At 61.8% G+C, this 11,708-nt stretch carries 9 protein-coding genes and 2 tRNA genes; 6 read left to right on the plus strand and 5 right to left on the minus strand.

The genetic code is table 11. The features are described 5' to 3' along the window. Positions 1-24 precede the first annotated feature (24 nt). On the plus strand, positions 25-1,131 hold the full coding sequence (locus HMPREF1023_RS15065; protein ID WP_009608288.1) for an HNH endonuclease: 1,107 nt from the start codon (positions 25-27) through the stop codon (positions 1,129-1,131). Between the two features lie 143 nt (positions 1,132-1,274). Here HMPREF1023_RS15065 and ligD read toward each other — a convergent pair whose 3' ends face one another. After that, the gene (gene ligD / locus HMPREF1023_RS00600; protein WP_009304182.1) at positions 1,275-3,308 is read right to left on the minus strand and encodes a DNA ligase D; all 2,034 of its coding nucleotides are present in this window, start codon (positions 3,306-3,308) and stop codon (positions 1,275-1,277) included. After that, positions 3,309-3,782 carry a DNA polymerase ligase N-terminal domain-containing protein gene (locus HMPREF1023_RS15830; RefSeq protein WP_009304183.1) on the minus strand — a complete coding sequence of 158 codons (474 nt, stop codon included), beginning with the start codon at positions 3,780-3,782 and terminating at the stop codon, positions 3,309-3,311. Between the two features lie 37 nt (positions 3,783-3,819). Here HMPREF1023_RS15830 and HMPREF1023_RS00605 point away from each other — a divergent pair. Beyond that, positions 3,820-3,893, plus strand: a tRNA-Gly gene (locus tag HMPREF1023_RS00605). Between the two features lie 214 nt (positions 3,894-4,107). Here HMPREF1023_RS00605 and HMPREF1023_RS00610 read toward each other — a convergent pair. Beyond that, complete coding sequence (locus HMPREF1023_RS00610; RefSeq protein ID WP_009304184.1) at positions 4,108-5,823, minus strand: FAD-binding protein; 1,716 nt, start codon at positions 5,821-5,823, stop codon at positions 4,108-4,110. A 248-nt stretch (positions 5,824-6,071) separates the two neighbouring features. Here HMPREF1023_RS00610 and HMPREF1023_RS00615 point away from each other — a divergent pair, with 248 nt between their 5' ends. Continuing rightward, positions 6,072-6,971 (plus strand): LysR family transcriptional regulator, encoded by a 900-nt coding sequence (locus tag HMPREF1023_RS00615; RefSeq protein ID WP_009304185.1) that lies wholly within the window; start codon positions 6,072-6,074, stop codon positions 6,969-6,971. A gap of 71 nt (positions 6,972-7,042) precedes the next feature. On the opposite strand, the gene HMPREF1023_RS00620 is transcribed toward HMPREF1023_RS00615, so the two are convergent. Then, positions 7,043-7,285: a glutathione S-transferase N-terminal domain-containing protein gene (locus tag HMPREF1023_RS00620; protein WP_009304186.1), complete on the minus strand. Its 243-nt coding sequence runs from the start codon at positions 7,283-7,285 to the stop codon at positions 7,043-7,045. A 287-nt stretch (positions 7,286-7,572) separates the two neighbouring features. Beyond that, positions 7,573-7,648, minus strand: a tRNA-Arg gene (locus HMPREF1023_RS00625). A gap of 540 nt (positions 7,649-8,188) precedes the next feature. On the opposite strand from HMPREF1023_RS00625, the gene arcA reads away from it, so the two are divergent. From arcA to arcC, 3 genes are all read left to right on the plus strand, one after another. Continuing rightward, positions 8,189-9,406, plus strand: a complete 1,218-nt coding sequence (gene arcA, locus HMPREF1023_RS00630) for an arginine deiminase (RefSeq protein ID WP_009304187.1) — start codon at positions 8,189-8,191, stop codon at positions 9,404-9,406. 182 nt (positions 9,407-9,588) lie between these two features. Then, a complete protein-coding gene (gene argF / locus HMPREF1023_RS00635; protein WP_009304188.1) occupies positions 9,589-10,584 on the plus strand; it encodes an ornithine carbamoyltransferase in 996 nt (331 codons plus the stop codon). Positions 10,585-10,608: 24 nt separating this feature from the next. Further along, positions 10,609-11,562, plus strand: a complete 954-nt coding sequence (gene arcC, locus HMPREF1023_RS00640; RefSeq protein ID WP_009304189.1) for a carbamate kinase — start codon at positions 10,609-10,611, stop codon at positions 11,560-11,562. The last annotated feature ends 146 nt before the right edge of the window (positions 11,563-11,708 follow it).

Consider the following 11,708-nt stretch of genomic DNA (forward strand, 5'->3'; position numbering starts at 1 on the left):
CACGGAGAGGAAAAGGAGCCAAGAATGCAGCAGTCGTCATCTTTCGAACTATCTTGGTCGAATTTGATCGATCTTTGGAATGAGTCGTCTTATGAAAAGGGAGCAGATCTTTCATTCAAAGAGATTGTCATTTTGGAGTCGTTTGCGGAGGAGGGGGTAGAGCCTTGTCAGGGCTTCGATTGGCTTCCTGTGGCCAAATTGGCAGAACCCGTAAAACCCAAAAAGCGTACGATCAGTTATAGCTTTGGGAAATATACTGCCCATGTTGCGCAAGCACCCAAGGCTTCTTTGGAAACTTTGAATTTGCTTATGGAGAACAATCTAGACGAAAAAGCATTCGCTTCTATTGCGCTGATCGCCACTGCGGAGCAGTTTTTGGGCAAGCTGCCCGAGCATTGGCGAGGATGGAACTACCGGTTTCTTCAAAAAATAGAAGAGTGCCATAGGAGCGAGTCGGACCGGTTGAGCTACTCTTTGCCTTGGTATCACAGCTCGAAATGGTTGTTTCCAAAGGGGTTCTATTCGAAAGGGCTTGTAAATGCGACTTCCAGACTAAATGCTTCGAGATTTGTGGAATTAGCGCTCTGCAATTTGCTGTACTATCTCGATTCTTATCGTCCATGTTATTACCTTCGAGCGGGCGTCGATGATGTTTCTCGTTTTGAGGCAGTGGCGGCTGAAATGGGCGTGCGTGCAATCTTGCGGGAGGCGAAGGTAAGTGGCAGCGCATGCGGTAGGAATGTCTCCAAAAAGAGGCAGGTCGAACGCATCGAGGATGAGATCGAAGACTACGACAAAGGGGTTCGCCATCGCGAAGGGAGGATGGTGGAGAGGAGATCCGTAGCTTACGAAAGATCACCGCAAGCGCGAAGAGCGTGCTTGCGACACTATGGATGCAAATGCTCAATTTGTGGCATAGACTTTGGCAAGGAGTTCGGGGAAGAATTCTCGGGAGTAATCGAGGTGCATCATCTCGAACCATTGAGCCTATCGAAAGGGGAACGCGAGATAGATCCGATTAAGGATCTTGTCCCGCTATGTCCCAACTGTCACAAAATGGTGCATAGAAAAGCGGGGAAACCTTACACTCTAGAACAAATAAGGGCACTTAGAAGAACTTCGCTTGACTGATGAGAATGGATGGAAAACGCAGACGGGTTCGGTAAGGCATCGCATGGGTACTCGGCAGCCTCGAATGGAGCCTCGGGTCGATGTAGCTTGGTGCCCGTTCGATAACGGCTTTTCCAGCGGCTCGCTGCGCGTGTAGCCCCTCGCTACTCGAGCGCCTGGTCGACGTCGAAGTAGCCGTCCCACGGGTCGTCGCCCTCGATGCGCGCGAGCGCGTCGTCCATCGTGAAGGCGTCGGGCGCCGCCTCGTCCAGCTCTTCCCAGCTGAGCGGCATCGACACGCGCGCGCCGCTGCGGGCGCGCAGGGAGTACGGGGCGATGCTCGTGGCGCCGCGCCCGTTGCGCATCCAGTCGATGAACACCTTGCCGGTGCGCTTCGCCAGGCGCACGTTGCTCGTGTAGCGGTCGGGCCACTTCTCGGCCATCACCTGGGCGATGCGCCGCGCGAAGTCGTGGAACGCGTCCCAGGAAGCTGCCGGCTGAAACGGCAGCACCACATGGTAGCCCTTGCCGCCGCTCGTCTTGAGAAACGACTTCAGCCCCAGCTCGTCGAGGATGCCCTTCAGGTCGCGCACGCCGCGCCGCACCTGCTCGAGGCCGAGCCCCTTGTCGGGGTCGAGGTCGAACACCATCATGTCGGGCTGTTCGAGCGTGTCCACCCGGCTGCCCCAGAGATGGAACTCCAACGTGTCCATCTGCGCTTCCGACACGAGCCCGACGGCATCCTCCACGTAGAAGTACGGCTCCTCGTCGCCGCTGCTCGTGGGGATGTCCACGGTGCGCACGCCCGGGGTGGAAGGCCCGGGATGCTTCTTGAAGAAGCAGGCCGAATCCGCGCCGCGCGGGCATCGCACGATGCTGAGGATGCGGCCGGACGCGTAGGGCAGCATGCGGTCGGCCATGCTGGCGTAGTAGCGCACCACGTCCTCCTTCGTGATGGGTGGGTCTTCGAACAACAGCTTTCCGGGGTTCGTGATGCGAACGCCGTCGATGCGCAGCTCGCCGTTCTTCTCGTTGTCGGAATTCATGGGGCGCTCCAATCGGTCGGGGGTTTGCTCGTCAGGTTCCGATGCGGGTTCCCGTTGCAAGTCGTGTGGGTCTTTGTCGGTGCGGATGCCCTGGTAGCTGGGGTGTCGCAGCAGGCCGTCCTCGGTCCACTCGGCGAACTTCACCTGCACGATCACCTGAGGATCCAGCCATACGACGCGCTCGCCCGAGCGCGGCTTCGGCGCGTCGGCGAAAGGCGCGTCCGGTCGCTCGAGGCCTTCGAACGCGGCCATCAGCTCGCGTGAGGCCGCTTCGCTCAATCCCGAGCCCACGCGTCCGACGTACGCGAGCCGGCCGCCCTCGTACTGCCCCAGCAAGAGCGAGCTGATCCCGCGCACGCGCTTGGCGGACTGCGTGTATCCTCCGACGACGAACTCCTGCTCGTTTCCGCATTTCAGTTTGATCCAGTCTCCGTTGCGAACGCCGCGGTACGGCGAATCGGCCCGCTTGCCCACCACGCCTTCGAGATGCTGCTCGCAGGCGGCGCGGAAGCTGTCCGCGCCGTTGCCGCGCACGTGCACGCTGTAGCGCAGGTCGTCGGGCGCGTCGCTCATCAGCGACTCCAGCAGCTCCTTGCGCTCGGCGAGCGGCCGGTCGCGCATATCGTCTCCTTCGAACGCCATCAGGTCGAACGCCACGTAGGCGGGATGCTTGCCCGAAGGGTCGCGCAGGAAGTTCTGCAGCGCCTGGAAATCGGTTTTTCCGGCCTCGTCGGTTACCACGAGCTCGCCGTCGAGCACCATCGCGCGTCCCGCCGCCCAGTCTTCCAAGGAGCGCGCGATGGCGGGGAAGCGGTCGGTGTAGTCGTTGCCGTTGCGCGTGACGAGGCGCGCCCGCCCGCCTTCGACGTACGCGACGATGCGGTAGCCGTCGTACTTCACCTCGAACAGCCAGCCGTCGCCGGGCGGCGCCGTGCTCACCAGCTTGGCCAGCTCGACGTCCACGTGATCGAAGGGGTTCGCGGCGAACGCCTCGTCTTCCCCGCGCGCGATCTCGTCCATGGTGCGCCCGGTTTGCTCGGACGTGTCGAAACTCGCGATGCCCGCCTCGTCCTGCACGTAGTCGTCCTTCTCTTTGATGAGCAGCCAGTTCACGTCGCGCTCGCCCTTCTTCGGCTTCATATGCACGAGCACTCAGGCCCCTTTCAGGCGATGCCCGTGCAGCACGAATTTCAGGTCGCCCTCGCGCAACCCCCGCTCCACGTCCACGAGCGGCTCCCACCAGCCTTCGTCCCACAGCATGACGGTGCCGCCGCCGTATTCTCCCTGCGGGATGGTGCCCTCGAAGGTGCGGTAGTCCAGCGGATGGTCCTCCACGCGAACGGCCAGCCTCTTATCGCGGGGGTTGTACGAAGGACCTTTGGGAACGGCCCAGCTCAGCAGCGTCCCGTTCCATTCGAGGCGCAGGTCGTAGTGGTCGCGCGAGGCCAGATGGTGCTGCACCGCGAAGCGCAAACGCCCGTCGCGCCCGCCGGCGGTGCCGTCGTCGCGCGGCGCTGCGGTGCCGGGCGGCTCGGCCGTCCGGTCGAAGTTGCGCTTGCGGTTGTAGTCGTCCAAAGGGGAGGTCATGGGCACCTCGTGGTTCTTCTCGGATAATTTCGCTCGCATCGGGCGAACTTGCGGTACAATAGTCGCCGCGCAAAACGCGGGTGTGGTTCAATGGTAGAACCTGAGCCTTCCAAGCTCATGACGCGGGTTCGATTCCCGTCACCCGCTCCACGAATTCGCAGGCCGTGCACCCAGTGTGCACGGCCTTTTCTTTGCCGGTCGGCGCCGCGCCCGACTTGATTGCGCATCGTTACCGCCCGTTCGGCGTCGCGTCGCCGCGCGCCCGTCGAAAACGAAGCCCCGGCTCGCGATTGCGGGCCGGGGCTTCTGCTTGCGATCTAGGGAGGGGGCGGATGCGCAAGCCGGAAAGAGCGGGGGCGGACGGCTAAGCCAGCAGCTCGGCTGCGTCCTTCATGGCCAGGCGGCCTGAGTTGACGGCCCACGCCGCCTGGGAGCCGGGGGCGAACTTCACGTCGTAGGAGTCGCCGTACAGGCCGCCCGCGTCCGATCCGCCGGCGTACAGGCCGACGATGACCTGGCCGTCCTTGTCCAGCACCTGGGTCTTCTCGTTCACCTTGATGCCGCCGCACGTGGTGTAGAAGCCGTCGGCCGTCTCGCACAGCCAGTAGGGGCCCGCGTCCATCTTGTGCAGGTACTTCGCGCGCTTGCCGAACTCCTCGTCGGCGCTCGTGTCGTCGCCGTCCAAGCCGACGGCCACGTCGCAGTAGCCGTTGTACTGCTCGAGCGTGGCCTTCACCGCGGCGACGTCGAGCCCGACTTCCTTGCACACGTCCTCCAACGTGTCGCCCACATGGCAGCCCTCGGCCTTCTCCAGCACCTCGCGCGCCTTGGCCAACGGCGTGCCCGGCGTGCCGAACGAGAACACCTGGCCGTCGGGGCCGTCCGTCTCCCAGCGCAGCATGTCGGCCTCGGTGAACAGCGCGAACGTCTTCTCCTGGTTGCGCACGCAGATGCCCGCGCCGGCGAAGTCGTCGAGCCACAGGTCTTCCTTGCAGAAGCGCGAGCCGCTCTCGTTGAGCCATAGCGTTGGTTGCACGCCGGCGGAGTACGCGTCGGTGGTCCACGTGGCCGTCACGGCGCCGATGGTCACCGGGCCGCACCACATGACCGTGCCCAGCCCCTCGGCCATCTCGGCGCCCGCATCCTTCGCCATCTTGATGCCGTCGCCTGCGCGGCAGTCCATGCCGAGCGCCTGGATGTTGGCGTTCTTCGTCTCGGACACGGCGTAGAGGAACTCGGAGTTGTTGGCGTAGCCGCCCGTGGCGATCATCACGACGGGCGCCTCCACCTTCAGCACGTCGCCGTTCTCCTTCTCAGCCAGCACGCCTTTCACCTTGCCGTCTTCCACGACGAGCTTGCGGCCGAACGTGTTGAAGTACGCCTGCACGCCCAGCTTCTCGGCCTCGGCGCCGAAGCACTGCATGAAGTAGCCGCCGGGGCTGGCGTTGTCGCCCTTGTCGTAGACGTGCCACACCTTCGGGCCCACGCCGATGGAGATGTTGCCCTCGAACTGGATGCCGTGGCCCTCCAGCCAGTCGATGGTCTCGGACGTCTGGCCGAAGAAGTTCTCGTACAGCTTGTGCTGGGGGATCCAGTGGTGGTAGTTCAGGCAGGTGTTGATGGCGTTCTTCACGCCGTAGGGGGCGTCGGGGCTGTAGGCGCCGGCGAACTTCACGCCGCCGTCGGCCTCGGTGAAGTGCGTTTCGAGGCCGGTCATGCCCTCGGTGCCGATGAACGAACCGCCGTAGCCGCTCAAACGCTCGATGACGACGGGCTTGAGGCCCAGGTCGATGGCCTGGATGGCCGCCGCGGTGCCCGTGCCGCCCGCGCCGACGATGCATACGTCGGCCTGCACGGTCTCCTTCGGCTCGCCCAGCTCGGGGATGCTCCAGATGGCGTCGTCGGCTGCGTTGCCTGCTGCGGCGCTCGTTTCGGCGCCCTCTGCCGGAGCGTCGGCCGCGCCCTCCTTGGTCTGCTGCGGCCCGCAGCCCGTCAGCGCAGCACCGGCGAATCCCGCGGTCAGGATGCCGGCGCCTGCGAGAAAGGAACGCCTGCTCAGGTTGTTGGTAGATGCGCTCATGATGCTCCTCCTTGCCTTCCTCCCATGCGAGGAAGTGGTTAGCGGCCGCCCTCCTGCGGCCTGACTCTACTGTAGATTCTCATGGATATTCTGTGCAATAGCTTGACGTGTAGCTCATTGTTTGCAGCTGAAACATTTAGTTTCAAGCATGGCGAAAAGGCCGAATCGAGCCGTGCGCCGTAGTACAATGGGCGGCGCGGAGCAGGAGAGGGAGCCCTTTCCGCGCAAGGAGGCGGGAGGGACATGCGATGATGCAGGACAAGTACGACTACTTCATGCTGGCATACGATTCGCCCAGTTTCAGTGCCGCCGCGGGCAAGGTGCCTATGTCGCCGCAAGGCTTCGCGAAGGCGATCCGCAACCTCGAGCGCGAGTTGGGCGTGCCGCTTTTCGCGGTGGACGAGGACGGTACGCGCCGCGCCACGCCCTACGCCGACGAGCTGTACGAGTATGCCAAGCGCATGCGCGCCGAGCGCAACCTGCTGGCCAGCGCGTTCGAGCGCATATCGTCGAGCGGCTACGTGGAGCTGCGCATCGCCTGCTCGCTGGGCGTGCCCGGCCTTTTGGGTTCGGGCTTCCTCGACGAGTTCCTCGGGCAGCATCCCGACGTGTCCATCACGCTGAACGAAATGCCCGATGCCATGTGCGAGTCGGTGCTGCGCGATGGCCTGTACGACCTCGCGTTGACCGTGACGTCTCCGGTCGACGATTTCCACTCCCACGAGCTGTATTCCTCGCCCGTGAGCTACTGGGTGCGCAGCGACGACCCGCTCAGCGCGCGCGGCGTGCTGGAGCCGGAGGATTTGGCGCAACGGCGCCTGGCCATACCCGGAGACGACTTCAAATGCTATCGCGATCTCTTGGCACGGTTCGAGCGCGAGGGCGTTCATCCGCCCGAGATCGTGAAATACTCCGAGATATTTTGGATCTACGAGTTCGTCCTGCGGGGCGAGGGCATCGGATTCACGCTGCCGCACCTCGCCTCGCTCGAGGTCTTCAGCGGTAGCGATGCCGTGACGGTCGTTCCGGCGCAGGGTTTCACCTGGGGGTTCGGCGTTTCCCACCTCAAGGCGCACACCCTGGGCCCTCGCGAGGAGGATCTCATCGCGTATTTGGACAGGCGGGCAGCGCAACTTCGCCGCGTTTGAGCCTGCGGCATGAAAAAAACCGCCCGCAGCGAGTGCGGACGGTCGATGGCGCAGGTGCTATGAAAGCGGCGCTAAGCGTTCGTCGAGCGCAGGTAGGCGATGATGTCGTCTGATTCGTAGAGGGGCTTGCCGTTGATGACGAGGCAGGGAACCTGCTTCTTTCCCCCGATGCGAACGAGGTCGTTCTGGTTGCCGGGTTGCAAGGTGTCTCGCGTGTCCATCGTGATCTTGTTGTCGTCCATGAAGCGTAGAACCTTTTGACAGAACGGGCACTGCTTCTTGTAGTACAACGTATGGTTCTCCATGTACGGCATGCGCAGCTCCTCTCGATGTGCGATCTAAGAATAGTCATGAGCTAGGAGGTTATAGAGCTTTCAATAGTACGCCATCGAATAAGAAGATCGAGTTAGCTTGCGAAGGATGTTGCCAATCGGTTGACAACGCCGCATCCTGCGTCCGAAAACAGAGCTGTCCGTCATCGCCTTGTGACTAACTTAGAACTTCCTATTGTATTTTAGAAAAAAGTTTGAGATAATAATTAAATTTTATTCAAATTGCCAAAAAAGGCAGGTACGAACGAAGCGCCGACGCAAGCAGAAGATGGCGCGCCCGGCAGGACTCGAACCTGCAACCGACGGATTAGAAGTCCGTTGCTCTATCCATTGAGCCACGGGCGCGTTTCAGCGAGCACCGGTATTATACCGTAAAACTCCCTTCTGCAACCGATGGATGCGTAGAGCGCACCGGCGGGGGAGCGATGGCTGAAAATTAGCCATATATCTGGCGTTTTGCGCTCGAAAGCTGCAAGAGTATCGGCTCGGGGCACCTCGTGCTCTCAGCATCCGATCGGCATGCGGCGAAGCGATTGCATCCTAAATGCATCTTTTTGAATGTTTATGCATTCGAGTTAATCAAATATGCACTCCCAACGTCCGTCGATGGGGCGTTCCAGCCCTGAAAACCAGCTTCAGCAACCACTTCAGTACTTTATCGCAATAAAGCAACTATGAAGAAACTGTGAATAGTACTCGGCTAGGTGATGACCATTCGCCGAAAAACCACGAGGTATGACGAGGGGTACCGTTTTGTTTCGTTTTTGTGGTTGCAATTTGATCCGAACCATGAGATTTTGGCGAGGTGAACGGACGCCCGGTGCGCAACGGGCGCTTCCGCAAGCCTAAAATCTGGAAAATGCATAAAGGAAAAGGAGGGTTGCTATGGCTGGTTTGAACGTCAAGAGCGAGATCAAGCCCTTGAAAAAAGTTCTTCTCCACCGCCCTGGTCGAGAGCTTCTGAACCTGACGCCGAACACGCTCGAAGAGCTGCTGTTCGACGACATCCCGTTTCTGAAGGTCGCTCAGGAGGAGCACGACGCTTTCGCGCAGATTCTGCGCGACAACGGCGTGGAGGTCGTGTACCTCGAGAAGCTCATGGCCGAGGTCCTCGATCAGAAACCCGAACTGCGCGAGAAGTTCCTCAAGCAGTGGATCGAAGAGGCCGGTATCCGCACCGACCGCTACCAGAAGATCATCTTCGACTATATGCAGGAGAACTACCCCGATAACCTCGACCTGGTCATGAAGACGATGGAGGGCATCAACCTCACCGAGCTTCACACCGACAAGTCGAACTCCCTGGTCGATCTCGTCAGCGAGTCCTCCAAGATGGTCATCGCCCCCATGCCGAACCTGTACTTCACCCGCGATCCGTTCGCGTCCATCGGCAACGGCGTGTCCATCAACCGCATGTACTCCGTCACGCGCAACCGCGAGACGATCTACGCCGAGTACATCTTCGGAAACCATCCGGACTTCGCGGATGTTCCCGAGTACTACAGCCGCTACAACACGTTCCACATCGAGGGCGGCGACATCCTCAACATCAACGACAAGGTGCTGGCCATCGGCATTTCCCAGCGCACTGAGCCCGACGCCATCGACGCCATCGCGAAGAACATCTTCGAGGACGAGACCAGCCCGGTCGAGACCATCCTGGCGTTCAACATCCCGAACAACCGCGCGATGATGCACCTCGACACGGTGTTCACCCAGATCGACGTCGACAAGTTCACCATCCATCCCGGCATCATGGGCCCGCTGACCGTCTTCGAGATCACCGCCGAGGGCGACGGTATCAAGGTCAAGGAGATGAGCGGCAAGCTCGAGGACATCCTCGAGAAGTACGTCGGCAACCCCGTGGAGCTCATCCCCTGCGGCGGCGGCGACCGCATCGCGGCCGAGCGCGAGCAGTGGAACGACGGCTCGAACACGCTGTGCATCGCGCCGGGCACCATCGTGGTGTACGAGCGCAACGACGTGACGAACGCGCTGCTCAAGGAGAAGGGCCTCAAGGTTCTCGAGATGCCCTCCGCCGAGCTGTCCCGCGGCCGTGGCGGCCCGCGCTGCATGAGCATGCCGCTTGTGCGCGAGGACTAAGGTACCAAGCTCGTGCGCAGCTGCATGCGCACGAGTGCTATGAGAGCTACCCTTGCCTTTTCCGGATTGCCGGGGCCGTGCAACGCGGCCCTGGCGTTCGAAAAGGGGCGGACGGAAACTTGGCTCTATCCGCCGGTGCGTATTTTGTTTTGTTCTGTAAGCAACGTTGAAAGGAATGATCTATGCCTACTAGCCTGAGCGGTCGCGACTTCCTGCGCCTCCTCGACTTCACCACCGAGGAAATCGAGTACCTGCTGAAGTTGTCCCGCGAATTCAAGAACCTGAAATTGACCGGTACCCCCCATCGTTACCTCGAGGGCAAGAACATCGTCCTGCTGTTCCAGAAGACGTCCACCCGCACGCGCTGCGCGTTCGAGGTCGGCGCCATGGATCTCGGCATGGGCGTGACCTACCTCGATCCGGGCAGCTCCCAGATGGGCAAGAAGGAGTCCATCGAGGACACCGCCCGCGTGCTCGACCGTTTCTACGACGGCATCGAATTCCGCGGCTTCGCGCAGTCCGACGTGGAAGAGCTGGCTGCCGGCGCTTCCGTGCCGGTGTGGAACGGCCTGACCACCGAGTGGCATCCCACCCAGATGCTCGCTGACATCCTGACGGTTCAGGAGAACTTCAACTACGACATCAAGGGCAAGACGCTGGTGTTCATGGGCGATGCCGCCAACAACGTGGCTCGTTCGCTCATGGTCGTGTGCGCCAAGCTGGGCCTGAACTTCGTCGCCTGCGGCCCCAAGGAGAACATGCCGGCCGCCGACCTCGTGGAGACCTGCGAGGCCATCGCCGCCGAGAACGGCTGCACGATCAAGCTGACCGAAGACGTGAAGGATGCCTGCACGGGCGCCGACGTCATCTACACCGACGTGTGGGTGTCCATGGGCGAGCCCGACGAGGTGTGGGCCGAGCGCATCAAGCTCCTCGAGCCCTACCGCGTGACGGAGGAAGTCATGGCCATGGCCAGCAAGGACGCCATCTTCCTGCACTGCCTGCCGTCGTTCCACGACACCAACACCACCACCGGTGCCGACATCGCCGAGCGCTTCGGCGTCACGGAGATGGAAGTCACCGACGGCGTGTTCGAGTCCAAGCAGTCCAAGGTGTTCGACGAGGCCGAGAACCGCATGCACACCATCAAGGCCGTCATGTACGCGACGCTCTCCTAACTCAGAAAGACTAGGTGAACAAACATGCCTTATCAGAAGGGTGAAGGTAAGTCGGTCGTCATCGCGCTCGGCGGCAACGCTCTGGGCAACACGCCCCAGGAGCAGCTCGAGCTCGTGAAGGCGACGGCGAAGAACATCGTCGACATGGTCGAAGAGGGCATCAACGTCGTGGTCTCCCACGGAAACGGCCCCCAGGTCGGCATGATCAACAACGCGTTCGCGTACGCGTCCGCCAACGACGGCAAGACCCCGGAGATGCCGTTCCCCGAGGCCGGCGCCATGAGCCAGGGCTACATCGGCTACCAGCTGTCCCAGGCGATCCTGAACGACCTGAAGCATCGCGGCATCAACCGTTCTACGGCGTGCGTCGTGACCCAGACGGTCGTGGATCCCGAGGATCCGGCGTTCCAGAACCCCACGAAGCCGGTCGGCGCCTTCCTCACCGAGGAAGAGGCCAAGGCCAAGGCCGAGGAGACGGGCTGGACGTTCAAGGAGGACGCGGGCCGCGGCTGGCGCCAGGTCGTCGCCTCGCCGAAGCCGGTGCGCATCGTCGAGTTCGACGCGGTCAAGGATCTCATGGACGGCGGTTACGTGGTCGTGTCCACGGGCGGCGGCGGCGTGCCGGTGTTCGAGAAGGACGGCCTGTACGAGGGCGTCCCGGCGGTCATCGACAAGGACCGCTCGTCGGCCAAGCTGGCCGCCGACTTCGGTGCCGACATGCTGGTCATCCTGACGGCTGTCGAGAAGGTTTGCGTGAACTTCGGCAAGCCCGACCAGGCCGAGATCGACACGATGACCATTGCCGAGGCTGAGGAGTTCATCGCCCAGGGCCAGTTCGCCCCCGGCTCCATGCTCCCGAAGGTGGAGGCGTGCATCGAGTACGTGCGCGCGTTCCCCGAGGGCAAGGCTCTCATCACGTCGCTCGAGTGCGCCGCTGCCGGTATCGAAGGCAAGACGGGCACCGTCATCACGGCGTAAAGCTTTTTGCGTGTGAGCGGAAGGCTTCCCCCAGCTTCCGCACGATGGGCGGTGGCATGCGTTTCGGCGCATGCCACCGCAACAGGGGTACAGCGGTCTGCGGTTACGCTTCCACTGATCCGCTTGAAAATTTCTCGTTCGCCAAA

The sequence above is a fragment of the Eggerthella sp. 1_3_56FAA genome, from assembly GCF_000185625.1.
Lineage (GTDB): Bacteria > Actinomycetota > Coriobacteriia > Coriobacteriales > Eggerthellaceae > Eggerthella > Eggerthella lenta.